This window comes from Polymorphobacter sp. PAMC 29334 (genome assembly GCF_019431245.1).
Lineage (GTDB): Bacteria > Pseudomonadota > Alphaproteobacteria > Sphingomonadales > Sphingomonadaceae > Polymorphobacter_B > Polymorphobacter_B megasporae.
Genome location: NZ_CP080243.1, coordinates 2,313,001 through 2,338,326 on the forward strand (window position 1 = coordinate 2,313,001; position 25,326 = coordinate 2,338,326).

Sequence of the window (25,326 nt, forward strand, 5' to 3'; positions counted from 1 at the left end):
GCCGATCTGGCTGGTCATCTTGCCAATTTGGCCGAGGCCGTGGATAGGCTCGCCCATGGCGGCGCCAATACCCTCCGACGAGATCGCCCGCATCGGCGCACTACGGCGATACGATATTCTCGATACGCCGCGCGAGCGGGAGTTCGATGATGTCGTCGATATTGCCCGTCGTGTCTGCGGGACAAGCATCGCGCTGATCAGCTTCGTCGATACCGATCGCCAGTGGTTCAAGGCCGAAGTCGGGCTCGGCTCAAGCGAGACACCGCTCGAAAGCTCGATCTGCGCGATCGTGTTCCGTACCGGCAATTACGTCGAGATTCCCGATACGCTCGCCGATCCGCGGCTGCGCGGTAATCCGCTGTGCTGCGCCGAACCGGGACTGCGCTTCTACGCCGGGGCAACGCTGCAGACCGCCGAGGGTTTACCGATCGGGTCCCTTTGCGTTCTCGATTACGCGCCGCGCACGCTCGACGCATTGCAGCGCGACACGCTGCTCCTGCTCGCGGCGCAGGTAATGCGCCAGCTCGACCTGCGCGCGGCACTCGCGCGCGAGGCGCTGCTACGCCGCGAGATCGATCATCGGGTCAAGAATTCGCTCCAGACGGTCGGCGCGTTTGTCCGGCTGCAGCGATCCCAACCGACGGGAAATGCGAGCGACATGATGCTCGCGGTCGAGCGCCAGATCGCATCGGTGGCGACGCTCCACGACCTCATCTCGGAAGTCGACGAGGATTGGCTCGACCTTGGCGATTATCTCGACCGGCTGACGCGGCAGCTTGCGATCATCGCGCCTGCGGGGGTTGCCGTGAGCGGCCGCTTCGACGCGCTCTTCGGACCGGCGACGGCGGCGACCGCGCTGGGGACGATCGTCAACGAGCTCGTCGCCAACGCACTCAAGCATTCGTTTGACGAGGGCGTTGCGGGCGCGATCGTGTTGACCGGATCGGCGGACGGCAATGGCAACTACGACATCGCGTGCAGCGACGATGGCTGCCGCGCGGTCGAAATCATATCGACGACAACGCCGACGCGGATCGGCCTCGGCCTTCGGGTGATGCAGGCCGCAATCCGGAAGGTCAACGGAACGCTGACCGGCGGTCCGGTTTCCGGGGGTTATCGCAGCCTGCTGAGTTTTCCCGAGCCGTCACGCTGACGCCGGCGCAGGGCTGATCGTCCACGCGGTTGCGATCGAGCGTCGCGACCGCTACATCCGCCGCAACTCATTTCGCCCAAGGCCGCCATGCTCATCACCTTCATCCTCGTTCTTCACGGCCTGATCTCGCTCGCGCTGGTCGGCGTGATCCTGTTGCAGAAGTCGGAAGGCGGCGGGCTCGGCATCGGCGGCGGTAACGCGGGTGGCATGATGACCGCGCGCGGCGCGGCGGATTTGCTGACGCGCTCGACGATGGTCCTCGCCTCGCTGTTCGTGCTGACGAGCATCGTCCTTGCCATCCTCGCGACGACGAACAAGCGCGAGCACGTCATCGACACCTCGCTCGCCAAGCCCGCGACGACGAGCGCCCCTGCCGCACCTGGCGGCGTCCCGCTGTTCCAGAAGACCGAGCCCGCCGCACCGGTAGCGCCCGCTCCGGCAGCCCCGGTTCCCGCTCCGGCGGACTCGGTTCCGCTCGCGCGCTAGTTTGGCAAGCCGGGGGGCCAGCCGACTAAGGTCGATCGTCGGGGGGACGGTCGGCAACCTCGTCGAGTGGTACGACTTCTACGTCTACTCGGCCTTTTCGCTCTATTTCGCCCACATCTTCTTCCCCAAGGGCGACGCGACCGCGCAGCTACTGAACGTCGCCGCGGTGTTCGCGATCGGCTTCCTGATGCGCCCGGTCGGCGGCTGGCTGCTCGGGGTCTATGCCGACAGCCGCGGGCGCAAGGCGGCGTTGACGCTGTCGGTGTTGCTGATGTGCGGCGGGTCGGGCGTGATCGCGCTGACCCCCGGGTTCGACCGGATCGGCGTCGCCGCGCCGGTCTTGCTCGTCGTCGCGCGGTTGCTCCAGGGCCTGTCGGTCGGCGGCGAATACGGGACGTCGGCGACGTATCTAGCGGAGATGGCGACCGCGCATAATCGCGGTTTCCTCGCCAGCTTCCAGTACGTCACGCTGATCGGCGGGCAGTTGCTCGCGCTCGCCGTGCTGCTGGTGCTGCAGGCGACGATAAGCGAGGCCGATCTGCATGCCTGGGGCTGGCGGATACCGTTCGGCATCGGTGCTGCGCTCGCGGTCGTCGCGCTGCGGTTGCGCGTCTCGCTCGCCGAGACCGCCGCGTTCGAGCATGTCCCCGAGGCGCAGCGCCATGGCGTCGTCCGCCGCCTCGCCGAACACAAGCGCAGCGTGCTGCTTGTCATCGGGCTCGGGGCAGGGGGCAGCCTCGCCTTCTATACCTTCACGACGTACATGCAGAAATTCCTCGTCAATACCGTCGGCTGGTCGAAGCCCGATGCCAGCTTGATCGCGGCTGGAACGCTGACTGTCTACATGCTGATCCAGCCGCTGTTCGGCGCGCTGTCGGACCGCTTCGGACGCAAGCCGCAGCTAATCGCTTTCGGGGTCCTCGGCGTGGCGGGGACGGTACCGCTGATGCTGACGCTCGCCGCGACGCACAGCCGGGTCGAGGCGTTCTTCCTGATCCTCGCCGCGCTGACGGTGCTGAGTTGTTACACCGCGATCTCGGGGCTGGTGAAGGCGGAGCTGTTTCCGGCGAACGTCCGCGCGCTGGGGGTGGGGCTGCCGTATGCGGTGTCGGTGTCGCTGTTCGGGGGCACGGCGGAATATGTCGCTTTGTGGTTCAAGAGCGTGGGGAACGAGGCGGGGTTTTATTATTATGTCGCGGCGACGCTCGCCGTGTCGTTGGTCGTGGTACTGGTGTTGCCCGATACGAAGCGAACGTCGCTGATTGAGACCTGATCTTCCCTCTCCCCTCGAGGGAGAGGGACGGCGCGCCCTTGCGCGCCAGGGTGAGGGTGAGTGGTCGCAAATCCTCACCCTCACCCTGGTCGCGCTAAGGCGCGCGACCGTCCCTCTCCCTCAAGGGGAGAGGGAGACGGCCAAGCTTATCCCCACCTTTCGACCGCCTCGCACTGGCTTTCCCCGCGTCCCCTCGCTAAGCCCATCCTCCCATGGCACGGTATATCTTCATCACCGGGGGCGTGGTCTCGTCGCTCGGTAAGGGTCTTATGGCAGCGGCGCTCGGGGCGTTGTTGCAGGCGCGCGGTTACCGCGTCCGGATCCGCAAGTTCGACCCGTATCTCAACGTCGATCCGGGAACGATGTCGCCGTATCAGCACGGCGAGGTCTTCGTCACCGACGATGGCGCCGAGACCGACCTCGACCTTGGCCATTACGAGCGTTTCACCGGAGTTGCGTCGAAGCAGACCGACAACGTCACCAGCGGGCGGGTCTATTACGACATCATCACCAAGGAGCGCCGCGGCGACTTCCTCGGTGCGACGGTCCAAGTCATCCCGCACGTCACCGACGCGATCAAGGCGTTCGCGCTCGCCGAGACCGACGACCTCGACTTCGTGCTGTGCGAGATCGGTGGCACCGTCGGCGACATCGAATCGCTGCCATTCCTCGAGGCGATCCGCCAGGTCGGCAACGACCTCGGGCGAGGGCAATCGATCTACATCCACTGCACGCTGATCCCGTATCTGTCGGCGGCGGGCGAATTGAAGACCAAGCCGACCCAGCATAGCGTCGCCGAATTGCGCGGCATCGGCATCCAGCCGCACGTCCTCGTCTGCCGCTCCGAACACCCGCTGCCCGACAGCGACCGCGCCAAGATCGCGCTGTTCTGCAACGTGCCGAAGGAAGCGGTGATCCCCGCATTGGACGCCGATTCGATCTATTCGGTCCCGCTCCAGTATCACCGCGCCGGATTGGACGAGCAGGTCCTCGCCGCGTTCGGCATGGCCGACGCCGCCGTCCCCGATCTCGATCGCTGGACCGCAATCATGGAGCGGCTGCGCCACCCCGAGGGCGAGGTCACGATCGGCGTGATCGGCAAATACATGGGGCTCAAGGACGCGTACAAGTCGCTGACCGAGGCGCTGGTCCACGGCGGCATCGCCAACCGGGTCAAGGTCAACATCCGCTGGATCGAAGGCGAATTGTTCGAGGACCCCGCCGCCGACGTCGCGGCGCAGCTCGAACCGATGCACGGCATCCTTGTACCCGGCGGCTTCGGCGAGCGCGGAACCGAGGGCATGATCGCTAGCGTCCGCTTCGCCCGAAGCCGGGAGGTGCCGTTCTTCGGCATTTGTCTCGGCATGCAAATGGCGTGCGTCGAGGGCGCGCGGAACGCCGGGTTCGCCGGCGCCGGCTCGTCCGAGTTCGGGCCGACGCCCGAACCCGTTGTCGGCCTGATTACCGAATGGATGTCGCCCGGCGGCCTCGAAACCCGCGCACTGGGTGGCGACCTCGGCGGGACGATGCGCCTCGGCAGCTATCCGGCGGTGCTCGCGGGGAACAGCGTCTCGGCGAGCGCATACGGCTCGACGACGATCGCTGAACGCCACCGCCACCGCTACGAGGTCAATATCCATTACCGCGGGGCGCTGGAGGAAGGCGGCCTGATGTTCAGCGGCATGTCGCCCGACGGCCTCCTCCCCGAGATCGTCGAACGCCCCGACCACCCGTGGTTCGTCGGCGTCCAGTTTCACCCCGAACTCAAGTCTAAGCCATTCGAACCGCATCCGCTGTTCGCCAGCTTCATCGCCGCAGCGGTCAAGCAGAGCCGATTGGTTTAGCGAGTCCGCGTGTGGTCGACGAAAGTTCATCCCGGCTTTCGCCGGGATGAACTTATCCTTCGTGTCAGTATGCCGTGCCCCTAGCAGGCGATCGCAGCGCGGCGCCGCACTGTCATTCCGACCAGCCCGAATCCGCCGATCATCAGGGCCCATGTCGCGGGCTCCGGCACGGCTGCGATCTCGCCGTTTTCATAAATGATCAGGCCGGCACCAGCCCCAGTCGCCCGGTCTTGCGCGGAATAGTCACCAGTCAGAACTAAGGGCGCGCTCTCGTCGCGGATGAAAATCTGCTGGCTCGTAATGCCCGGGCCGCCGACGACCTGGAAACCGCCGCCGAGGCTATTGTTGAAGAAATCGATCGTGCGTTTGCCCGCGATGCCGTTGAATACGCCCTTGACGTTGTTGAGCGTTAAATAGCTGCCGGAGATGAATGACGCCGGATTCGGCAATTCGGCGATGTCGAAGCTAATAAAGCCGGGTTCTCCCGATTCGACATGGACCCCCATGACCGCCAGTGCCGGGACGGCCGATGTAAGCGCAGAGCCGACGACGAGCGCTCGAAATAATGAATTCATAGTCATCTCCACGAAGACCCCGACCCCCGCAACAGGGTTAACACTGGCTGGTGAAGATTCCGAGAATGCTGGCCGTTCGTTTCGCTCGGCCCGTCGTAAAATTGCACGGCCGACCGTTTGGCCAGTCACGGACGCTTAGTGCAGCAAGGGAAGGGCCCGGAGCGCAGGCACGCTGAGCGTAATCGCCAGAGCACGCCATAAACGAAAACGCCCGGGGATGACCCCGGGCGTTTGTGGTGACGAGACCAACCTCGAAGCCGCGGTGGTAGATCACAGCCCCCTGGCTCGACCATCCGCGCAGTGCAGCCTATACGCTGGCCGCTTATTTATCCCTGAACTCCAGCCACTTGGGCGGCAGAACTCGTTACTCTTGGTAAACACCTGCGTGTTCCGTGTCATCGGCATTTGTCGCGCGTCATGTCGGAATCGCGGACAGTGTTGTCTGTTTGCAACAGCTTCGCTAGACCCCGCGCTCGACCCCGATCAGGAATGCCCCGCCCGTGCGCCTCAGCCGATATTTTCTCCCCGTCCTCAAGGAAACCCCGGGGGAGGCGCAGGTCGTCAGCCACCAGTTGATGCTGCGTGCGGGCATGATTCGCCAGACTGCGGCTGGCATCTATGCGTGGTTGCCGCTTGGCCTGCGCGTCCTCCGCAAGATCGAGCAGATCGTCCGTGAGGAACAGGACAATGCCGGGGCGGTCGAACTGCTGATGCCGACGATCCAGTCGGCGGAATTGTGGAAGCAGTCGGGCCGCTACGATGCTTATGGTCCCGAGATGCTGCGGATCACCGACCGCCACGACCGCGAGATGCTGTTCTCGCCGACCGCCGAGGAGTTGTTCACGACGATCTTCGCGAACGGGGTCAAAAGCTACCGCGACCTGCCGCGCATCCTCTACCAGATCCAGTGGAAGTTCCGCGACGAGATCCGCCCGCGCTTCGGCGTGATGCGCGGGCGCGAGTTCCTGATGAAGGATGCGTACAGCTTCGACCCCGACCTCGCTGCCGCGCGGCACAGCTACAACCGGATGTTCATCGCCTACCTCCGCACCTTCGCGCGGATGGGGCTGCACGCGATCCCGATGCGCGCCGACACCGGCCCGATCGGCGGTGACCTCAGCCACGAATTCATCGTCCTCGCGCCGACCGGCGAGAGCGACGTGTTCTACCATTCGAACTGGGAAGCCGCGCGAGACACCACGGTCGACGCCGACGATGCAACCGCGTTGCAGGCGTACGTCGACCGGCTCAACACCGATTATGCGGCGACCGATGAGAAGCGCGACGCCGCGCTCGAGGCCGAGGCGGGCGCTGCGCTCAAGCAATCGCGCGGGATCGAGGTCGGGCAGATTTTCTACTTCGGCACCAAATATTCGGCGGCGATGGGGCTGAGCGTCCAGGGCGCCGACGGCACCGCGATCGTCCCGCACATGGGCAGCTACGGCATCGGCGTGTCGCGGCTGATGGGCGCGATCGTCGAGGCGAGCCACGACAAGGACGGGATCGTCTGGCCCGATGCAGTCGCGCCGTACAAGGTCGCGCTGATCAACCTCCGCGCCGACGATGCGGCGTGCCTCGCGGCGGCGGACGCGCTGTACGACCGGCTGACAGCGGCGGGTGTCGAGGTGCTGTACGACGACCGCGACGAACGCGGCGGGGCAAAGTTCGCCACCGCCGACCTGATCGGCGTGCCGTGGCAGGTCGTGATTGGGCCGAAGGGCGTCGCCGCGGGGACGGTCGAGGTCAAGCGGCGCGGGGCGGGGACGCGCAACGAGATGAGCGTCGAGGCGGCGGTCGCCAAACTCGCATGATCACCGGCTACGAGCGCATGATCGCCTCCCGCTACCTCCTGCCGGGACGTGGCGAAGGCTTCATCTTCCTCGTCGCGTCGATCTCGCTGATCGCGGTCGCGCTCGGCGTTGCGGCGCTGATCGCGGTGATGTCGGTGATGAACGGCTTCCGCGCCGAGCTGTTCGACCGCATCCTCGGGTTGAATGGCCACGCGGTTATCCAGGGCTATGGCGGTCGGCTCGCCGACTGGGCGCCGCTGTCGACCGAGGTCCGCAAGCTTCCCGGCGTGACCAAGGCGACGCCGCTGATCGAGCAGCCGCTGATGGCGAGCTTCAACGGCCGGGTCCAGGGCATCCTGCTGCGCGGCATGACGATCCCCGACTTGATGGCGACCAAGGTCATCACCTCGAACGTCAAGCACGGCACGCTCGCAGGGCTTGTCCCGGGCAGCAATACTGTGGCGATCGGCGCGCGGCTCGCCGAGGCACTAGGCGCGCAGGTCGGCGATTCGATCAGCGTGATCTCCCCCGATGGACAGGTGACGCCGTTCGGCGCGGTGCCGCGCATCATCGCCTACCGCATCGTCGCGATCTTCGAGGTCGGCATCTACGATTACGACAAGGCGTTCGTCGTCATGCCGATGGCGAACGCGCAGACCCTGCTCCGCATGGGCGATTCGGTCGGCATGATCGAGGTCGTGACCAACGACCCCGACAAGGTCGACACAATCCTCGCACCGATCAAGAGCCGCGTCGCGCGCTCGGGCGTGATCGCGTCGTGGCGCGACACCAATGCCTCGCTGTTCGAGGCGCTCGTCGTCGAGAAGACGGTGATGTTCTGGGTCCTGTCGATCATCATCCTCGTCGCGGTATTCAACATCCTGTCTTCGCTGATAATGCTCGTCCGCGCCAAGACCCGCGACATCGCCATCCTGCGGACGATGGGCGCGACGCGGATCGCGCTGATGCGGATTTTCATGACGGTCGGGACGCTGATCGGCGGGCTTGGCATCCTGCTCGGCCTCGCGCTCGGTTTCTCACTGCTGGCGTGGCGGGCGGACATCGTTGCGGGCGTGTCGGCGGTGACCGGTGCGCAACTGTGGGACCCGAGCGTCCGCTTCCTGACCGAACTGCCGTCGAAGACCGACCCGGCGCAGGTCGTAGGCATTGTCGTGCTGACGCTGCTAATGAGCTTCCTCGCGACGCTGTTCCCCGCGTGGAAGGCAGCGAGCACCGACCCGGTCACGGTGTTGCGCTATGAATAATGTGGTGACGCCGCCCGAGCATGTGAGCACGTCGGTTCATTCGGCGGGTAACGTGCTCGAAGTCCGCGATCTGCGGCGCAGTTTCCAGCAGGGCGGGGTGACGATCGAGGTGCTGCGCGGGGTCGATCTCAGCGTCGCGCCCGGCGAGATCGTTGCTTTGCTCGGCCCGTCTGGATCGGGCAAGTCGACGATGCTTCAGGCGGTCGGGCTGCTCGAGGGCGGATTTGAGGGATCGATCACGATCGACGGCGTCCGTGTCGAGAAATTGTCGGCGAGCGAGCGGACGACGGTGCGCCGAGACAAGCTCGGCTTCGTCTACCAGTTCCACCATTTGCTGCCCGACTTCAGCGCGTCGGAGAATGTCGTCCTGCCGCAGCTGATCCGCGGCATTGGCAATGCGGCGGCGCGCGCGCGGGCGAAGCAGTTGCTGACCGACCTCGGCCTCGCCGCCCGCCTCGACCACCGCCCATCGCAACTGTCGGGCGGCGAGCAGCAGCGCGTCGCCGTCGCCCGCGCGCTGGCGAACGAGCCCGTCCTGATCCTCGCCGACGAACCGACCGGCAACCTCGACGAAGCGACCGCCGCGAAGGTGCTGGCGGAGTTCATCCGGCTGGTCCGCGCGCGGGGGTCGGCAGCGCTGGTCGCGACGCATAATATCGCGCTGGCGCGGGGGATGGACCGAGTGGTAACGCTTCACGAGGGGCGGCTGGCGGCAAATCGATGATAGGATCGCAACGATGACTTCGGCAATGATCCAGCTTCGGGAAGCGGTGAAGTCGATTACGCCGATCCGGCGTGCGCTCACCAAGCGGAGAATGGCGCGGGGCGTTGCGGGACAATCCGACGAAGGGCGCATTCTCAGGCAGCTTGTCGATGAGGGTGGCACGCCGCGGACATTTGTCGAGTTTGGTTTTCATCCGGCCGAGTATAATTGTGCTTCGCTTGTGACAGATCACGCGGGGCTCTTAATTGACGGCAGCGCGTATCAAATTGCTGACGCTCGCGCATTGTTGCCGAAGACGCTTCGCATAGAGCAACGCTTCCTTACTCTCGACAACCTCGATTTCATTGATGCGGCGTTTCCGGAGATTGGCGTCTTGTCGATCGACGTCGACGGGAATGACTATTGGTTTCTAAAAGCACTTTTGCCGTTGAAGCCCGCGATTATCTGCGTCGAATACAACGGCAGTTTCGGGCAGCATCCAGTTACCGTGCCGTATGATCCGTCATTCGACCGTCACGACAAGCACGCGTCGGGTTGGTATCACGGCGCCTCGCTATCAGCGCTGACCACACTCGTTGCTGCACACGGCTATGGTCTGGCGAAGATTGCCGAGGCAGGCGGGAACGCCTTTTTCACCCGCACCGGTACGCTTGATCCGCGCACCGCATGGAAGCCGACTGCGATTCGTGACGCATCGTCCGGGTCGTCCGCCGCCGCCCAGTGGGACATTATCAAACACATGCCGTTCGTGGATGTCTCGCGTCCTGACTTACCGGTGGACGCATTCGCCTAACCAATCGCGATGGATCCCCTTGTGGTACAGATGGACTAGAAGCGATCAGCAAATCGATTTGTTCGTCTTCGGTACGCTCGGTGTTAGCGTCACGACTTGGGGGAAGCTGACCGAGGTATCGCTCAAATAATCGGCTCTCAAAAGTGGTTCCTATATCGAACCGGACTAACGAGGTTACTACTCGACCCAATCCAGCCCGATATCCCTGAATACCGCGCGGTCGTCCGCCCAATCCGCCTTGACCTTCACATGCAAAAACAAATGCACCTTCCGCCCCGTCAGCGTCGCGATATGCCCCCGCGCGGCCTCGCCGATCGCCTTGATCATCGACCCCTTGGCACCGAGGATGATCGCTTTCTGGCTGTCGCGCTGGACGAGGATCTGCTGGTGGATCACCGTCGACCCATCCTTTCGGTCCTCCCATTTTTCGGTCTCGACCGTACTCGCATACGGCAGTTCGGCGTGGAGGCGGTTGTACAGCTGCTCGCGGGTGATCTCGGCGGCCATCAGGCGGGTCGTCGCGTCGACGAGCTGGTCGGCGGGATAATGCCATTCGCCCTCGGGGAGCGTCGCGCCGAGTGCCGCCTTCAATTCGGGGACGCCGTCGCCGGTCTCCGCCGCGATGAAGAAGGTCTCGGCGAACTTGACCGCGGCATTGGCCTCGTTGGCGAGGTCGAGCAGGCGTGGCTTCGACGCGATGTCGACCTTGTTGAGAGCGAGCATTTTCGGCTCGGGGCGGTCGGCGAGGCTCGCCATGATCGCGCGGGCATCGTCCTTGAGCCCCGACTTGGCGTCGACCACAAGGAGCACGACGTCGGCCCCGTGCGCGCCATCCCACGCCGCGCGGACCATCGCGCGGTCGAGGCGGCGGCGCGGCGCGAAGATGCCGGGCGTGTCCACGAGCAAAAGCTGCGCGTCGCCCTCCACCGCGATCCCCATCAGTCGCGTCCGTGTCGTCTGGACTTTGGCGCTGACGATCGCGACCTTCTGCCCGACGAGGGTGTTGACGAGGGTCGACTTGCCCGCGTTCGGCGCCCCGACAACGGCAACGGTTCCGCATCTCGTCATGACGTGACTTTCTCTAACATCGCGACCGCGGCGGCCTTCTCGGCCTCGCGCTTGTTCGCGCCTTCGCCGGCGACGGGGTCGTGGCCGCGGACGACGACGCGCACCTTGAAGCGCGGCGCATGGTCTGGGCCTTCGCGCCCGATCAGCTCGTAAGTCGGGGCTTGGCGGCTCTGCGCGAGCGCCCATTCCTGGAGCCGCGACTTCGGGTCGACGAGTAGCCGCGGCCCGGCGTCGAGCAATTTGCCCCAGTTCGCGCGAACGAAGATTTCCGCCGCCGCGAAGCCGCCGTCGATGAAGATGGCCGCGACGATCGCTTCGGCAATGTCGCCCAGCACATTATCGCTGCGCCCCAAGCCCTTGGCGCGGACGGTCTTTTCCATGAACAAGTGCTCGGGGACGCCGAGCCCGCGCGCGACTTCGGCACACGCGGGACCCTCGACGAGGCCGTGGTAGCGCGCGGTCAATTTGCCCTCGGGTTCGTCGTAATCGCGGTACAGCCACGCGGCGACAACGCAGCCAAGCACCCGGTCGCCGAGAAATTCGAGTCGCTGGTAGCTGCCAGTCCCCGGCACGCTGCTATGCGTCAGCGCGCGCCTGAGCAGGCCGAGGTCGGTGAAATCGTGGCCGAGCGTGTCGCGCGCCCAGCCGGCAAGTGCGGCGTCCCCCGGTGCCGATGCGCCGGTCAAAGCCGAGTGCCGACGCGGCTCAGCCGCAGCGTGTCGAGCCACGTCGATGGCCGATTGCCGACCGCGGTGCCGCTCGTCGAGAAAAAGATCACCTCGGCGCGGCCAACGAGGTTCTGCGCCGGGACCATCCCGACGCCGCCGTCGGCAAGGCTCATCCGGCTGTCGGCGCTGTCATCGCGGTTGTCGCCTTCGACGAAATAATGTCCCGTGGGAACGGTGACCAGCGCCGTGTCGTCGGGCGGATCGCCGGCGTATTCGTCGAGCACGGCATAGGTCCGGCCGCCCAGCGTCTCGAGATAGCGCGGATAGCGGCAGAGCATCCCGCCGCCGGCGCCGGGCATCGCCGGGGAGGGGCCGTGACACGAGCCGCCCGGAACCATCGGCAACACGAAGTCGGTCGTGCGGACCCGGGGCACGATCGTCCCGTTGAGCTCGATTGACCCCGCGATCATCCGGACGCGGTCGCCCGGAAGCCCGACGACGCGCTTGATGAAGTCGGTACGGTTGTCGCGTGGAGTCTTGAATACGACGACGTCGCCGCGACGGGGGGCCGCGCCTGCGATCCGGCCGCCGAACAGCGGCGGGGCGAGCGGCAGCGAATAGCGGCTGTAGCCATAGGGCCATTTGGCGACGAACAGATAGTCGCCGCCGAGCAGGGTCGGCAGCATCGATTCGGATGGGATGTTGAACGGCTCAACGACAAAAGTCCGCAGGCCGAGCGCGACGGCGATCGCGATCCCGGTGACGCGAACGACGGCGGTGATCTTCTCGAACTGTCGCGCCGCCCGCGCTTGATGCGCCTCGCGCGCCGAGGGGAAGGCGTTTTCCATGCATCGGGGCTTGGCGGCGACGCGAGCGGGTGTCAACCGGCGCGGCGTCGGCTAGAGCGGCTATGAATCAGGAGCCGCACCGCCATGACGACATCAGCCGCGCTCGATACGACTTCCGCCTGGGCGTCGCTGAACGACCATGCGGCGGCGATGGGAGAGGCCGATCTGGCGGCGTTATTCGGGTCCGAACCCACGCGGATCGAGGCGATGGTGCTCGATATCGGCGGGATGTGTGTCGATCTGAGCAAGCAGGCCGCGTCGGCGGAGACAATGGCGGGGCTCGCAGCGCTGGCGACGACGGCAGCGTTCGACGACTGGCGGACGCGGCTGTTCGCCGGTGCCGTGGTCAACCCGTCGGAGGGGCGTGCCGCGACGCATATCGCCGAGCGCGGCAGCGGTGCGGCGACCGATGTCGCGGCGGCGGCACCGGGGCAGGCCAAGCTCCGCGCGGTGGCCGACGCGGTGCGCGGCGACGGCACGAAGCACATCGTCCACATCGGCATCGGCGGCTCGGCGCTCGGCCCGGCGCTGCTGCTCGACGCGCTGGGTCATGCGGGTAACGGTCCTGCAGTCCATGTTGTCGCCAACATCGACGGGATCGCGCTGAGCCGCGCGCTCGCCGCGTGCGACCCGGCAGCGACGAAGATCGTCATCGTGTCGAAGACCTTCAGCACGCTAGAAACGATGACCAACGCCAACAGCGCGCTCGACTGGCTTGGCGCGAACGGCGTCGCCGACCCTCGCGGACGCTGCATCGCGGTGACTGCCGCCCCCGGCCGAGCCCGCGACTTCGGCATCGCCGAGCCTAACATCCTGCCGTTCGCCGATACCGTTGGTGGGCGCTACTCATTGTGGTCGGCGGTCGGGCTGCCGCTTGCAATCCGCTGCGGCGTCGCGGCGTTCGATGACTTGCTCGCCGGAGCCGCGACCATTGATGCGCATTTCCGCGATACGCCGTTCGCCCGTAACGTCCCCGCGCTAGCGGGGGCGCTCGATGTCTGGGCGGCGACCTTCCAGCACAAGGCAACGCGCAGCGTGTTCGCGTACGATGAGCGGCTGCGGCTGCTGCCGTCGTTCCTCCAGCAACTCGAGATGGAATCGAACGGCAAGCGAGTCGACCGCGACGGGCGCCCGGTCGGCTATCCGACCGCTGCGATCACATGGGGCGGGATCGGGACCGATGCCCAGCACGCGGTATTCCAGCTGCTCCACCAGGGCACGCATAGCGACCCGGTTGAATTCGTCGCCGTTCGAGAACCGGGCCACACGCTTGGCGAGACCCACCACCGGCAGTTGCTCGGCAATGCCTTTGCGCAAGGCGCGGCGTTGCTGCGCGGACGAACGTTCGACGAGGCGTTGGCGTTGAGCGACGGCGACGAGGCGTGTGCCCGGGCACGGACCTTCCCCGGCAATCGCCCGTCGACGACGATCCTGCTCGACCGGCTCGACCCGCGGACGCTCGGCAGCCTGCTCGCCTTCTATGAGCACCGGACGTTCACCGCGGCGGCGCTGCTTGGAATCAACCCGTTCGACCAATGGGGGGTCGAGCTTGGCAAGGAAATGGCGAGCGCGCTCGACGCAGGCGGCAGCTTCGACCCATCGACCGAGGGTCTGATGAAGCGCGCCGGGCTCGGCAAATGACGATCATCGCCGACCGGATGACCGCCGAGATCGAGGGTAATTTCGTCGTCTTCCTCATCGGCATGCGGATAAACCGCTGGTGGAAGCCGTGGCGCTGGCTCCCGGTGGGGATGGCGATGGGGCGGATGCTCGCCGAACTCGGCCGGACGCCGGCGATGGGCCTGCTCCATGCCCGGTCCTACCTCGGACTGCCCGACGTCATGGTCGTGCAATACTGGCGCAGCTTCGCCGATATGCACGCCTATGCGCACGCGTCGTCGCTCGAACATCGCCCGGCTTGGACCGCATTCAATCGCGCGGTCGGGTCTAACGGCGATGTCGGCATCTGGCACGAGACATTTCTCGTCGCCGCCGGACAGTATGAGAGCCTGTACAATAATATGCCGCCGTTCGGGCTCGGCATTGCCGGCGGACTCGTCACCGCACGCGGGCGACGGTCATCGGCGAAGGGGCGGCTCGGCGTCGAAGCGGCGGATCAGTCGTCGAGCGCGCTATAGACCAAAGTCCGCAGCTCGCGCCGTACCGGATACGTCGAGCTCGGCATCAATTGCGTCATGAAGACCGCGACGAGTTCCTCGGCCGGATCGACCCAGAAGAAGGTGCTTGCCGCGCCGCCCCAGAAATAATCGCCGTTGCTGCCGGGGATCAGCGTCCGCGCCGCGCTGGTCGAGGTGGCGAAGCCGAGGCCGAAGCCGACCCCGTCGTACGCCGCCTCGCTGAACAACGACTTCGACACTGCGGGAAGGTCGACGCCGCCAGGAAGGTGGTTCGCGGTCATCAAGTCGAGCGTCTTGCGCCCGATCAGTCGATGATCGTCGAGCGTCCCGCCATTCAACATCGCCAGCCCGAACTTCATATAATCGGCGGCAGTCGAGACGAGTCCGCCGCCGCCCGACACGAACGCTGGCGGCTTGAGGAACGCGCTCGTCGCCGGGTCGTCCTGCAGCGCGATGCCGCCGCCGGCCTTCGGCTGGTAACACGCGGCGAAGCGGTGCGCCTTATCGGCGCGGACGTGAAAGCCGGTATCGGTCATGCCGAGCGGGTCAAGGATCCGCCGCTGGAGGAAGTCCTCGAACGGTTCACCCGCGATCACGCCGATCAGATAGCCGATGACATCGGTCGAAACCGAGTAATTCCAGGCGGTTCCGGGGGAAAATTCGAGCGGCAGGTGCGCGAGGTCGGCGATGAAGCTGTCGAGCGTCCCGGCTTTCTCGATCTCGCCGATCTTGCCCATCCGGTACGCGGCGTCGACGTTGGTCCGCATCTGGAAGCCATAGGTCAGTCCGCTGGTGTGGCGGAGCAGGTCGACGATCCGCATCGGCGATGCAGTCGGGGTCGTCGCGAAGCCGGTCGATCGCGTCCCGCCGGCAAACACGCCAAGGCCGCGCCACGCCGGGATATAGCGGTGAACCGGATCATCGAGCGCGACCTTGCCCTCCTCGACAAGCATCATGAACGCAACCGACGTCAGCGGCTTGGTCATCGAATAAATGCGGAAGATCGTATCGTCGGCGAGCGGGACCGCGCGCTCGACATCGGCGTGGCCGAGGACGCAATGGTAGGCGGGCTCGCCAAAGCGCGACACGCTGACGAGTGCCCCCGCGAGCTTGCCGGGCGCGATGTACCTTTCGTCGAGGAACGCCTCGATCCGCGCCAGCCGTTCGGGGCTGAAACCGAGTTCGCCCGGGTCGATCGTCACCGCGCGCCCGTTCGTCACTGACCCACCGCTCACAGGGTCGGCTGGTCGAAGCGGCGCGGATAGATTTCGGCGTGAAGCTTGAGGATCGCGGTGCTTCCCGTCGTCGTGCACCAGCCGGGAACGACAGCGTGGACGATGCAGCCGCCCGCCGCCGCGATCAGCCGTCCGGCAACCGTCAGGCTCGCGCGCATATGTTCGAAATACCCCTCGCCGACGCTGCGCGGGTGATCGATCAGCAAGCGGTGTATCATCGCGCAGAACTCCTCGTCGGCGAACTCTGTTATCGTCGATTATAGCCCCCGATGACAACCGGCGATCGACCCGCTACGAAGGCGTCGCGCGGGCGATTAGCTCAGTTGGTAGAGCGCCTCCTTTACACGGAGGATGTCGGCGGTTCGAGCCCGTCATCGCCCACGCGCAAACCCTCAGCTCCGCCCCTGCGCACCCCGACGCCGCAGTGTTGCGATGCGGCAACATGTTAATTCTTCCGTGGCACTTGTATCCAAGTATCGCTGGAAATGTCGCTGAAGCGTCATAAACCCGCGCCAGAAGACGCTCGACGATTCGGCGGTTCATCGACCGTCAATCAGGGGTTTTACTGGGAGCGGACAATGCGTAGATTTTTTGCGGGCGCTTCGCTCGCTGCGATGGTTATTGCCTCGTCGGCAAGCGCGCAGGAGACGACTGCAGTTATTCGCGGCACAGTCACCGCCGCCGGTACGCCCGTCGCCAACGCCCAGCTTACCATCACCAACGTCCCGTCGGGCACCGTGTCGCGCGCTGTGACCGACTCGTCGGGAACGTTCACCGCGAGCGGCCTGCGTTCGGGCGGTCCGTACAAGGTCGAGGTCGCCAGCACCTCGGGCAACTCGACCGTCACCGACATCTTTACCCAGGTCGGCCAGCCATTCGACCTGCCGATCGACGTCGCCAGTGGCGCAGCGGGCGGCGACATCGTCGTCAGCGCCTCGGCGATCAAGCGGGCCGGCATCACCTCGGACGGTCCGCAGACGACGCTTAGCCAGGTCGACATCAGCAAGGTCGCCTCGGTCAACCGCGACATCCGCGACATCGAGCGCCGCTCGCCGTTCGCGACGATCGACCTGACCAACAGCCGCGCGGTATCGTTCGCTGGCGTTAACCCGCGCTTCAACCGCTTCACGATCAACGGCGCCCAGGTCGGCGACAACTTCGGCCTCAACTCCGACGCCAGCCCGACGCGGCGCGGCCCCGTGCCGTTCGACGCGATCGCGCAGGTCTCGGTCTCGATCGCTCCGTTCGACATCCGCCAGAGCAACTTCCAGGGCGGCGTCATCGACACGCAGCTGCTGTCGGGAACCAACGAATATCACGTCAACGGCTTCTATTCGCAGAGCACGAGCGGCCTTCAGGGTCACCAGATTGGCGCGATCATCGTGCCGAATATCCATTACAAGAGCGAGACCTATGGCGCGACCGTGTCGGGCCCGATCATCAAGGACAAGTTGTTCTTCATGGGGTCGTACGAGCGCAACACCGATCCGCGGCCGTTGTCGCCCGGTTCCACCTCGCAGGTGCCCAACCTTACCGACGCAACGGTCGCCAACATCCAGTCGATCGCCAAGAGCGTGTATAATTACGACACCGGCGGAATCCTGCCGATCACCAAAAACATCGACGAGAAATTCGTCATCAAGCTCGATGCCAACCTGTCCGACCGCCAGAAGCTGTCGTTCTCGTACATCAATGCGTACGACGCGACCGACATCCTCGTGAACTCGGGCACGTCGGTGACGGGCAACAATACCAGCGCGGCGACGAATACCAGCGGCCCGTCGATCAGCCTCGCGTCGAACGACTATAAGCTGACCGAACTTCTCCGTACCGGTATCGTACAGCTGAACTCGGACTGGACCGACAACTTCTCGACCGAAGCGCGGTTCGTCTACAAGTCGGCGACAAAGGGACAGGACCCCGAGCTGGGCCGCGGTTTCGCGCAGTTCAAGGTCTGCACTGCGCCGACGAGCGGCCTTGCGGTCGGCGGCACCGCCGACACGCCGACAACGTGCGGCGCCGGCGTGCCCGCGATCTACTTCGGTCCCGACATCAGCCGTCAGACCAACGCGCTGTTCAGCGATACGTATGACGGCTCGTTCCTGATGCGCTATCAGGCGGGTAATCACGCGTTCAAGGCGCTGATCGAATACGTCGAGAATCGCGATATCGACGACTTCCTCCAGTACAGCGCGGGTGCGTACTACTTCGACTCGATCGCCGACTTCCAGAACAAGAACGCGAGCCAGTTCGACTATCAGAACGGGCTCAACCTCGATCCGAGCAGCACGAGCGCAAAGTTCAAATATGGCACCTACACCTTTGGGTTGCAGGACGACTGGGCGATCAACAACACATTGCGGGTGACCTATGGCGCGCGCGTCGACCTCGACGAGTCGTATAGCGCGGTTAAGGTCAACCAGAACTTCGTCAATCGCTATGGCTTCTCGAACGGCAAGAGCTTCGGCGGCCTCTACTCAATCCAGCCGCGCCTGAGCTTCGACTATAAGGGCATCAGCAACCTCGACATCCGCGGCGGCGGCGGCATCTTTGCCGGCGGCACCCCCGACATCTACTTCTCGAACTCCTATGCGAACACCGGCGCGCTCCAGAACCGCATCTCCTCGGTCATCCGGACGACCTCGGTCGGCGGCGTCACCACCGGCTGCGCCGCGCCGTACAACACGCCCGCAACGGCAGCGATCTGCACCGCCGCGCTCAACGGGGTCAGCGGCACGACGATCCCGACGTCGATCAACAGCTTTCTGACGACGAACACCGCATCGCTGCTGACCGCGCCGACCGCTTCGGTGAGCCCGCGCTTCAAGCTGCCGTCGTACAAGCGCTTTACGCTGTCGGCAGACTATAAGTTCTTCGGGATCAACTTCGGTGCCGATTATCTCTACTCGAAGACGATCGAGTCGGTGACTTTCACCGACCTCCGCTCGGTTCAGAACGGCGTCCTGCCCGATGGCCGCCCGCGCTACACCTTCCACACGACACCCGGAGCCGGCGTCCAGACCGCCGACACCAATACCGATATCCAGATCGGCAACACCTCGCTCGGCCGCAGCCACGTCGCGGTCGTCCGCTTCGACAAGGAATTCGACTGGGGTCTGTCACTGTCGGGCAGCTACACCTACCAGGACGTGAAGGACGTTTCGAACGCGACGTCGTCGGTCGCCGGGTCGCTCTACAACAACCAGGCAGTCAACGATCCGAACCAGGCCGCTTACGGAATCAGCAGCGACCAGACCAAGTGGCAGTTCAAGTATAACGTCGGCTACGACCACGCCTTCTTCCGCGACTATCGCACCGTCGTTCAGCTGTTCGGCGAAACCCGTGCGGGTCGTCCGTACAGCTATACAATGAACGATCTGCAAGCGGGCCGCTCGGCGGTGTTCGGGACGACCGGCAACTCGAACCACTATCTGCTCTACGTCCCAACGAGCACGACCGACGCGCGCGTCAGCTACGACACGGCGGCGACGCAAACCGCGCTCGATAACCTGATCAACTCGACCGCACTCAAGAACTTCCGCGGTCAGGTTGCGCCGAAGAACATCGCCCGGTCGCGCGCCAACACCCGCATCGACCTCCACGTCGAGCAGGAGATTCCGACCTTCGTCGGCAAGTCGCGGATCACCTTGTTCGGCGACATCGAAAACATGCCCAACCTGCTCAACCATAATTGGGGCGGCGTAACGCAGGTCGCCTTCCCGCAGACGGCAACCGCGGTTAACGTCCAGTGCCTTGCGGTGGCGACGGCAACCGGGACTGCGGCTGTGGCGAACACCGCGTCGAACCAGGTCTGCACGCAATATCGCTACTTGGCTGTTCAGAACCCGGCGGAGGTAACGACGACGGCGGTGTCGCTTTACCTGATCCGGGTTGGCGCACGGTTTAAGTTTTAGGCCGAACGCGGTCGCGCACAGGAAGAATTTGCGCTTGCGAATTCGTCCTGTGCGCGGACTCGCGGCAGGCCCGGCCGGTGAGGCGGCGGCATAAAGCCGCCGAACCCGTCCGACGAAAACGGCGGGCGTTGCCCGTCGTTCTTGTTTTCGCTGCTTGGCTTAATGCTCTCCGTCCGGCAGGCGCGTTGCGGCAAAGCCGCGCCGTCGTCGGACGGGTTCGGCGAGGAAGGTTCGCCGACCCGCCGGCCGGCCTTGCGCGACTCGCACCGAAGTCAAAAATCGCGAAAGGCGATTTTCGTCTTCGGCGTCGGTCGCTTCAGGCGTCCACCGGAACCCCCGGCAGCACCTTCGACGTCCGGATCGTCAGCGACGTCCGCACATGGTCGACGTTCGGCGCAGCGGTCAGCTCACGCGTCAGAAACCGCTGAAACTCCTGCAGGTCGTGCGCGACGACCTTGAGGATGAAGTCGATCTCGCCGTTGAGCATGTGGCATTCGCGGACCTGCGGCAGCGTCGCGACATGCTCCTCGAACGCGCGCAGCTCGTCCTCGGCCTGGCTCTTGAGGCTGACCATCGCAAAAACGGTAATGCCGTAACCCATCGATTCGGGATCGAGGTCTGCATGGTAGCCGCGGATCACCCCGGCTTCCTCGAGCGCGCGGACGCGCCTGAGACATGGCGGCGCCGTCAGCCCAGCGCGTTCGGCAAGGTCGACATTGGTGATCCGCCCTTCGCTCTGCAGGTGACTAAGAATGATCCGGTCGATCATATCGAGTTGAAGGCGTGAGCGGTGCATCCCGCAATCACTGCAACGATACGCCGCCAAATACTATTAGAATGTTGCGGCAATGGGCAATTAGTTGCGAATTGATGTGGGCGGGCTACATACACGGTAAGGAGATTTCGCTTGCCTGACATCGTTACCCGCCTGCTCGTAATCGGCTCAGGCCCGGCAGGTTACACCGCCGCGGTTTATGCGGCGCGGGCCGCGCTCGACCCGGTCCTCGTCGAGGGGTTGCAGCCCGGCGGGCAGCTGACGATCACCACCGATGTGGAGAACTGGCCGGGCGATACGAGCGTCCTTGGCCCCGACCTGATGGTGCGGATGGCGGAGCAGGCAAAGCACGTCGGCGCGACGATCAAGAGCGACATCATCAGCGCGGTCGACCTGTCGCGGCACCCCTATGTCGCGACGGGCGATTCGGGCACGCGCTATGTCGCCGACACGATCGTCATCGCCACCGGAGCGCAGGCGCGCTGGCTTGGACTCGAATCGGAGACCCGGTTTCGCGGCTTTGGCGTATCGGCATGCGCGACGTGCGATGGCTTTTTCTTTCGCGGCAAGACCGTTGCGGTCGTTGGCGGCGGCAACACCGCGGTCGAGGAAGCGATGTTCCTGACCAACTTCGCGAGCAAGGTCTACCTCATCCACCGCCGCGACACCCTCCGCGCCGACAAGACCAACCAGTCGCGGCTGTTCGCCAATCCCAAGATCGAGATGATCTGGAATGCCGAGGTCGGCGCGGTCGAGGGGACCGACGTGCCGCTCGGCGTCACCGGCATCGACCTGCTCGATACGACGACCGGCATGGTTCGGTCGCTCGCGGTCGACGGTCTGTTCATCGCGATCGGCCATGTTCCCGCGACGGCGCTGTTCGCCGGCAAGCTCGACATGGACGACGAGGGGTATCTGATCACGGCCCCGGACTCGACCGCGACCTCGGTCCCGGGTGTGTTCGCGGCAGGTGACGTCAAGGACAAGGTCTATCGCCAGGCGGTGACGGCAGCGGGGATGGGCTGCATGGCGGCGCTTGAGGCCGAGCGCTACCTCGCACACCACCACGCCGCCGAGCCGGTGCGCGTGGTCGTCAACGCCTGACCTATGGCTGGGACACGCAGCAGCCGATGACACAAGTGAGATGGGCGATCTTGCTTGGACGGCCGTGGATACGCTACGGCAATCGCCGAGCGCCGGGGCCTGTAGCTCAATGGTAGAGCCGGCCGCTCATAACGGCTTGGTTGGGGGTTCGAATCCCTCCGGGCCCACCGGTGCCGCCGCGGCGCTGATCGCCGACTTCGACGCGTGCGACACGCAGCGGGCGGGCGGGCGCGGGTTCCTCTGGCGCCACGCGATCGCACCGGCGGCGGGGTTGCTGATCGCGGCGCTGGCGGTATTCGCGCTCGGCCGACTATCGCGCGAAATCACCCTCGATGCGGTCCTTGCGGCGATGGCGGCGACCGGCCCCGCGACGCTCGGACTGGCGGCGGTGCTGACGATCATCAGCTATCTGATCCTGACAGGCTATGACTGGCTCGCGCTCGATCATCTCGGCTACCGCCTGCCGCTGTCGACGGTAGCGACCGCTGCGTTCACCAGCTTCACCATCAGCCACACGCTCGGCATGACCGCGCTGACCGGCGGATCGGTTCGCTATCGGCTATATTCGCGGGTCGGTGTCGCGCCACTCGATGTCATCCTGATCGTCGCCTTGTGCGGCTGGACCTTCTGGCTTGGGCTGGTCCTCGCCGCCGGGATCGGCCTGACCCTGGATCCCGCAATCGCCGCGACGGTCGATGTCCTTCCCAAGGGGCTCAATCGCTGGGCGGGTATCCTGCTGCTGGCGAGTGCGACCGGCTATGTCGTGTTCGCGGCGTGCTACCGCCGCGAACTCAAGCTGTTCGGCCTGCGGATGCGGTTGCCCGGATGGCGGTCGACCGCGGCACAGCTCGTCGTCGGCGGGCTCGATCTCGTCGCGGCCGCCGGAGCGTTGTACGTCCTGCTGCCCAACGTCGGCCTGCCGCCGTTCAGCGGGGTCGTCGTGATCTATGCATTGGCGATGATCGCCGGGGCGCTGAGCCATGCGCCGGGCGGGCTCGGGGTGTTCGAGACCGTCGTTGTCGTCATGCTGCCGCACATGCCCAAGGAGGATGTGCTCGCTGCGCTGTTTATGTTCCGCGTGATGTACACGCTGATCCCGTTCTTCGTCGGTCTCGCCTTACTGGCGCGCACAGAACTCGTCGCGCTCGGCCGCCGTCGCGCTGCAGCGGCTGGTCACACCGACGCCGTGCTCAGTCGCGGCGGAGAAGCGCCAGGCCGCTAAGCGCCTTGAGCTTCCAGCCTTCGGCGAGCCCCTCGATCGCGACCATCTCGGCGAGGGTGTCGGGGGAAAAGGCGCGCGCCATGATGACTTCGAACAGCCGCGCCACCGTCCACGCCGGGTTGGGGCGATCAATGCACTCGCAGGTGTCGCCTGTGGCGATCAGTCCGGGCTCGAGCGTCCGGTAATACCATCCGCAGCGACCCGCGCGGGTGAAGGTGCGGACGAGGCGGGGATCGTCGAACGCAAGCGCTAGCTTGAAGCATGGCTGGCGCGGTTCGGTGACCTCGAGCAGTGCGGTGCCGATGCGGACCTTGTCGCCGATGTGGACTGTCTTCTCGTCGAATCCGGCGATGGTCAAATTCTCGCCCATCGCACCCGGGCCGAGGCGTTCGGCATGCTGGGGCTGCGCCGTGTGCCAATAGTCATACGCCTCGGCCGCGTAGCCGTAGACCGCCTTGTCACGCCCGCCGTGGACACGGAGGTCGCCCTGCTCATCACCCTCGATGCCGTTGCGGGTGACCGCGACCGGCCCCGGCACAGGTCGTTTGATGAAGCCGCTCGGCACTCGATTTGGGCCAAGTGGCGCAATTCGCCCAATTTGCAGCGAAACTACACGGCCGGGGCTTGCAATCATTCGCGGCGCATCCGATCATCAAGGTCCCGACCACGATAACGAAAGGAGGTGATCCAGTGTCTCATTGTCTCGCGCTGCGGACCGGATTTTTGACGGCCTGTGTCACTGGAGTGACGCCGCGCTGAACCCTCCGGTCTTCGACCGACAATGTGGGCCGTCCGGAGCAATCCGGGCGGCCCTTTTTGCAACGTCTTCGCGCAATATCGCGGGTCGTCTTAAACCCGCCGCCGGCGCCACGGCCAGTCGATCACGTTACCGGCGAACAAAGCCCACCACACGATGACCGGCTGGAACAACAGCCGCGGCACGTGATACCACAATCCGAGTGTCTTGCCGCCGACCGCGATATTGTCGATCGCGTGCCGGATATTCGCCGGGAATACGCAGACAGCATAAACAGCAAGCATGACGCCCGCCCACCAGCGGAATCGCGTCGTCAACAACCCGATCGCCCCGGCGATCTCGCATAGCCCGGTGAAGGCGATGACGGTTTGGGGGTACGGCACCCATTCAGGGGTGATCGCAAGAAACGGGGCCGGCGACCGCAGATGCACGACTCCGGCGACGAAATAAATCGCCGCCAGCAGGAAGCGCAGAATCCGCCGGACAGTCTCCCGCCGCGTGCCGGTCACGCGTTAGTCTTTGGGCGCAGCAACCGCGAGCTTGCGACGACCGCGTGTCTTCGGCTCGGGCGCGGGGGCGGGGGCTTCGACGGCGGTGCGCTTGTTGCCGAGTCCGATGCGGATGGCGAGGTTGCGGCGGCGCTCGGCGTAATTCGGCGCGACCATCGGGTAATCGGCTGGCAGCGACCACTTGGCACGATACGCGTCGGGGGTCATGCCGTAGCTGGTCATCAAGTGACGCTTTAGCATTTTCAGTTTCTTACCGTCTTCGAGGCAGACGATATAATCGGGCTTGATCGACGACCGCACCGAGACTGCAGGCTCCTGCTTGGCCTTCTCGGGGACCGCGGCGGTGCCAAGCCCGGCAAGCGAAGCGTAAACATTGCTGATCAAACCCGGGAGGTCGGAGACCGCGACCGAGTTGTTGGACACATGCGAACTGACGATATCCGCCGTTAGCGAAAGCAGTTCGGTATTACCCACGGTGCTGTCCATCTCAATTCCTCATATTAAAGTTCGTGCGGCACGAAGACAAAGCGGATGAGTTCAGCATCAGCGTTTTTGTCGCATATTCAGACTTCTATCCTGTGTCCACTTTAATTCGTAACGCGAGCTAGCTGAAAACGTGATGAATAAAATAGCGGAGCGATAAGCCGTTCGATCCGACGGCAGGCGCCGTTCAGTTTATCATTCGCCAAGGATAACGACGTAGGTATCTATCTTGGCTACATACGAACGATACACAGTTGTCCGGGCGGCCGAAAGACATCCATCGCATAAGGACTGTCCGCGCCGTGGTCGAAAGTGTCGATGGTCGGGGCGAGAGGGTTCGAACCTCCGGCCTCTCGGTCCCAAACCGAGTGCTCTACCAGGCTGAGCTACGCCCCGTCGGGGTCGTCTACACGTCACCCGACAACCGCGCAAATGATCGCCCTCTTGTCGTACGCGTTTCTGATCGACCCCTGGCCCAGACTGTCGGAGAATCGCCAAGGCCAGCGCTGTAGTATTCGCGTCTGTCAGCGTAACGAACTGACCTAACAGATTGCTGAAACTAAACCCTCCATGACTATTAACGTCAACAATCCTTAATCACGTTTTCAATGGCGCGATCCGCAGCAGTGGAAATTCGGTAAACAATAGATTAACCCGTAATTTTAGGTTCCCTGACGCCCCGAATTCATTCCGGGAAATCGT

23 protein-coding genes and 3 tRNA genes are annotated in these 25,326 nt (G+C 64.7%); 15 read left to right on the top strand and 11 right to left on the bottom strand.

The window, feature by feature from the left end; all coding sequences use genetic code 11:
• Positions 1–55 precede the first annotated feature (55 nt).
• The 4 genes from KZX46_RS14695 (at position 56) to KZX46_RS14710 (ending at position 4,756) form a co-directional block, all read left to right on the top strand.
• Positions 56–1,153 carry a histidine kinase dimerization/phosphoacceptor domain -containing protein gene (locus tag KZX46_RS14695; RefSeq protein WP_219774617.1) on the top strand — a complete coding sequence of 366 codons (1,098 nt, stop codon included), beginning with the start codon at positions 56–58 and terminating at the stop codon, positions 1,151–1,153.
• 87 nt (positions 1,154–1,240) lie between these two features.
• Positions 1,241–1,639, top strand: a complete 399-nt coding sequence (gene secG, locus KZX46_RS14700) for a preprotein translocase subunit SecG (RefSeq protein WP_219774618.1) — start codon at positions 1,241–1,243, stop codon at positions 1,637–1,639.
• A 1-nt stretch (position 1,640) separates the two neighbouring features.
• Positions 1,641–2,912 carry an MFS transporter gene (locus KZX46_RS14705; RefSeq protein ID WP_216707557.1) on the top strand — a complete coding sequence of 424 codons (1,272 nt, stop codon included), beginning with the start codon at positions 1,641–1,643 and terminating at the stop codon, positions 2,910–2,912.
• Between the two features lie 212 nt (positions 2,913–3,124).
• Positions 3,125–4,756, top strand: a complete 1,632-nt coding sequence (locus KZX46_RS14710; protein WP_216707558.1) for a CTP synthase — start codon at positions 3,125–3,127, stop codon at positions 4,754–4,756.
• Positions 4,757–4,836: 80 nt separating this feature from the next.
• Here KZX46_RS14710 and KZX46_RS14715 read toward each other — a convergent pair whose 3' ends face one another.
• Complete coding sequence (locus tag KZX46_RS14715; RefSeq protein WP_226895975.1) at positions 4,837–5,262, bottom strand: PEPxxWA-CTERM sorting domain-containing protein; 426 nt, start codon at positions 5,260–5,262, stop codon at positions 4,837–4,839.
• A gap of 569 nt (positions 5,263–5,831) precedes the next feature.
• Between KZX46_RS14715 and proS the strand changes: the two genes are divergently transcribed.
• Genes proS through KZX46_RS14735 form a run of 4 tightly spaced genes read left to right on the top strand, consistent with a single transcriptional unit; the run spans position 5,832 to position 9,903 of the window.
• Positions 5,832–7,142 (top strand): proline--tRNA ligase, encoded by a 1,311-nt coding sequence (proS, locus tag KZX46_RS14720; protein ID WP_219774619.1) that lies wholly within the window; start codon positions 5,832–5,834, stop codon positions 7,140–7,142.
• A complete protein-coding gene (locus KZX46_RS14725) occupies positions 7,139–8,386 on the top strand; it encodes a lipoprotein-releasing ABC transporter permease subunit (protein WP_226895976.1) in 1,248 nt (415 codons plus the stop codon). The genes proS and KZX46_RS14725 overlap by 4 nt, the downstream gene beginning before the upstream one ends.
• Positions 8,379–9,110, top strand: a complete 732-nt coding sequence (locus KZX46_RS14730; protein WP_219774620.1) for an ABC transporter ATP-binding protein — start codon at positions 8,379–8,381, stop codon at positions 9,108–9,110. The genes KZX46_RS14725 and KZX46_RS14730 overlap by 8 nt, the downstream gene beginning before the upstream one ends.
• A gap of 13 nt (positions 9,111–9,123) precedes the next feature.
• Positions 9,124–9,903 (top strand): hypothetical protein, encoded by a 780-nt coding sequence (locus KZX46_RS14735; protein WP_219774621.1) that lies wholly within the window; start codon positions 9,124–9,126, stop codon positions 9,901–9,903.
• A 177-nt stretch (positions 9,904–10,080) separates the two neighbouring features.
• Here KZX46_RS14735 and era read toward each other — a convergent pair whose 3' ends face one another.
• From era to lepB, 3 genes are read right to left on the bottom strand one after another with little or no spacing between them, the layout of a single operon-like run.
• A complete protein-coding gene (gene era, locus KZX46_RS14740; RefSeq protein ID WP_219774622.1) occupies positions 10,081–10,971 on the bottom strand; it encodes a GTPase Era in 891 nt (296 codons plus the stop codon).
• Positions 10,968–11,657 (bottom strand): ribonuclease III, encoded by a 690-nt coding sequence (gene rnc, locus KZX46_RS14745; protein ID WP_219774623.1) that lies wholly within the window; start codon positions 11,655–11,657, stop codon positions 10,968–10,970. Before rnc ends, era begins: the two co-directional genes overlap by 4 nt.
• Complete coding sequence (lepB, locus tag KZX46_RS14750; protein WP_219774624.1) at positions 11,654–12,487, bottom strand: signal peptidase I; 834 nt, start codon at positions 12,485–12,487, stop codon at positions 11,654–11,656. Before lepB ends, rnc begins: the two co-directional genes overlap by 4 nt.
• An 84-nt stretch (positions 12,488–12,571) precedes the next feature.
• Between lepB and pgi the strand changes: the two genes are divergently transcribed.
• Positions 12,572–14,128, top strand: a complete 1,557-nt coding sequence (pgi, locus tag KZX46_RS14755; RefSeq protein ID WP_219774625.1) for a glucose-6-phosphate isomerase — start codon at positions 12,572–12,574, stop codon at positions 14,126–14,128.
• Positions 14,125–14,625: a DUF4188 domain-containing protein gene (locus KZX46_RS14760; protein ID WP_219774626.1), complete on the top strand. Its 501-nt coding sequence runs from the start codon at positions 14,125–14,127 to the stop codon at positions 14,623–14,625. The genes pgi and KZX46_RS14760 overlap by 4 nt, the downstream gene beginning before the upstream one ends.
• On the opposite strand, the gene KZX46_RS14765 is transcribed toward KZX46_RS14760, so the two are convergent.
• Positions 14,604–15,845 carry a serine hydrolase gene (locus tag KZX46_RS14765; protein WP_226895977.1) on the bottom strand — a complete coding sequence of 414 codons (1,242 nt, stop codon included), beginning with the start codon at positions 15,843–15,845 and terminating at the stop codon, positions 14,604–14,606. The two genes, KZX46_RS14760 and KZX46_RS14765, sit on opposite strands and share 22 nt — an antisense overlap.
• 11 nt (positions 15,846–15,856) lie before the next feature.
• Complete coding sequence (locus KZX46_RS14770; protein ID WP_216707567.1) at positions 15,857–16,078, bottom strand: DUF6356 family protein; 222 nt, start codon at positions 16,076–16,078, stop codon at positions 15,857–15,859.
• Between the two features lie 90 nt (positions 16,079–16,168).
• On the opposite strand from KZX46_RS14770, the gene KZX46_RS14775 reads away from it, so the two are divergent.
• Together KZX46_RS14775 and KZX46_RS14780 are read left to right on the top strand one after the other, a co-directional pair.
• Positions 16,169–16,241: transfer RNA gene (locus tag KZX46_RS14775), tRNA-Val, on the top strand.
• Between the two features lie 197 nt (positions 16,242–16,438).
• Positions 16,439–19,774, top strand: a complete 3,336-nt coding sequence (locus KZX46_RS14780; protein WP_219774627.1) for a carboxypeptidase-like regulatory domain-containing protein — start codon at positions 16,439–16,441, stop codon at positions 19,772–19,774.
• Positions 19,775–20,090: 316 nt separating this feature from the next.
• Here the strand turns inward: KZX46_RS14780 and KZX46_RS14785 are convergent, their stop codons facing one another.
• Entirely contained in the window at positions 20,091–20,570 is a 480-nt protein-coding gene (locus KZX46_RS14785) for an Lrp/AsnC family transcriptional regulator (RefSeq protein ID WP_216707569.1), read from the bottom strand.
• Positions 20,571–20,681: 111 nt separating this feature from the next.
• On the opposite strand from KZX46_RS14785, the gene trxB reads away from it, so the two are divergent.
• The 3 genes from trxB to KZX46_RS14800 all read left to right on the top strand — a co-directional run bounded on the left by trxB (position 20,682) and on the right by KZX46_RS14800 (position 22,875).
• A complete protein-coding gene (gene trxB, locus KZX46_RS14790; RefSeq protein WP_219774628.1) occupies positions 20,682–21,653 on the top strand; it encodes a thioredoxin-disulfide reductase in 972 nt (323 codons plus the stop codon).
• 95 nt (positions 21,654–21,748) lie between these two features.
• A tRNA-Ile gene (locus KZX46_RS14795) sits at positions 21,749–21,820 on the top strand.
• Positions 21,790–22,875, top strand: a complete 1,086-nt coding sequence (locus KZX46_RS14800; protein ID WP_219774629.1) for a lysylphosphatidylglycerol synthase domain-containing protein — start codon at positions 21,790–21,792, stop codon at positions 22,873–22,875. Before KZX46_RS14795 ends, KZX46_RS14800 begins: the two co-directional genes overlap by 31 nt.
• Here the strand turns inward: KZX46_RS14800 and KZX46_RS14805 are convergent.
• From KZX46_RS14805 to KZX46_RS14820, 4 genes are all read right to left on the bottom strand, one after another.
• Positions 22,844–23,440 (bottom strand): MOSC domain-containing protein, encoded by a 597-nt coding sequence (locus KZX46_RS14805; RefSeq protein ID WP_219774630.1) that lies wholly within the window; start codon positions 23,438–23,440, stop codon positions 22,844–22,846. The two genes, KZX46_RS14800 and KZX46_RS14805, sit on opposite strands and share 32 nt — an antisense overlap.
• A 284-nt stretch (positions 23,441–23,724) precedes the next feature.
• Entirely contained in the window at positions 23,725–24,141 is a 417-nt protein-coding gene (locus KZX46_RS14810; RefSeq protein WP_226895978.1) for a DoxX family protein, read from the bottom strand.
• A gap of 3 nt (positions 24,142–24,144) precedes the next feature.
• On the bottom strand, positions 24,145–24,627 hold the full coding sequence (locus KZX46_RS14815) for a MucR family transcriptional regulator (protein WP_216707573.1): 483 nt from the start codon (positions 24,625–24,627) through the stop codon (positions 24,145–24,147).
• A gap of 316 nt (positions 24,628–24,943) precedes the next feature.
• Positions 24,944–25,020 (bottom strand) — tRNA-Pro (locus KZX46_RS14820).
• Between the last annotated feature and the right edge of the window lie 306 nt (positions 25,021–25,326).

Excerpts from the sequence above, each read along its gene's own strand:
- KZX46_RS14815 (WP_216707573.1), bottom strand. The coding sequence starts at position 24,627 with ATGGACAGCACCGTGGGTAATACCGAACTGCTTTCGCTAACGGCGGAT.
- pgi (WP_219774625.1), top strand. The coding sequence starts at position 12,572 with ATGACGACATCAGCCGCGCTCGATACGACTTCCGCCTGGGCGTCGCTG.
- secG (WP_219774618.1), top strand. The coding sequence starts at position 1,241 with ATGCTCATCACCTTCATCCTCGTTCTTCACGGCCTGATCTCGCTCGCG.
- KZX46_RS14780 (WP_219774627.1), top strand. The coding sequence starts at position 16,439 with ATGCGTAGATTTTTTGCGGGCGCTTCGCTCGCTGCGATGGTTATTGCC.
- era (WP_219774622.1), bottom strand. The coding sequence starts at position 10,971 with ATGACGAGATGCGGAACCGTTGCCGTTGTCGGGGCGCCGAACGCGGGC.
- lepB (WP_219774624.1), bottom strand. The coding sequence starts at position 12,487 with ATGGAAAACGCCTTCCCCTCGGCGCGCGAGGCGCATCAAGCGCGGGCG.
- KZX46_RS14730 (WP_219774620.1), top strand. The coding sequence starts at position 8,379 with ATGAATAATGTGGTGACGCCGCCCGAGCATGTGAGCACGTCGGTTCAT.
- KZX46_RS14770 (WP_216707567.1), bottom strand. The coding sequence starts at position 16,078 with ATGATACACCGCTTGCTGATCGATCACCCGCGCAGCGTCGGCGAGGGG.
- KZX46_RS14735 (WP_219774621.1), top strand. The coding sequence starts at position 9,124 with ATGACTTCGGCAATGATCCAGCTTCGGGAAGCGGTGAAGTCGATTACG.
- KZX46_RS14785 (WP_216707569.1), bottom strand. The coding sequence starts at position 20,570 with ATGCACCGCTCACGCCTTCAACTCGATATGATCGACCGGATCATTCTT.
- KZX46_RS14725 (WP_226895976.1), top strand. The coding sequence starts at position 7,139 with ATGATCACCGGCTACGAGCGCATGATCGCCTCCCGCTACCTCCTGCCG.
- KZX46_RS14710 (WP_216707558.1), top strand. The coding sequence starts at position 3,125 with ATGGCACGGTATATCTTCATCACCGGGGGCGTGGTCTCGTCGCTCGGT.
- KZX46_RS14695 (WP_219774617.1), top strand. The coding sequence starts at position 56 with ATGGCGGCGCCAATACCCTCCGACGAGATCGCCCGCATCGGCGCACTA.
- KZX46_RS14760 (WP_219774626.1), top strand. The coding sequence starts at position 14,125 with ATGACGATCATCGCCGACCGGATGACCGCCGAGATCGAGGGTAATTTC.
- KZX46_RS14715 (WP_226895975.1), bottom strand. The coding sequence starts at position 5,262 with ATGGGGGTCCATGTCGAATCGGGAGAACCCGGCTTTATTAGCTTCGAC.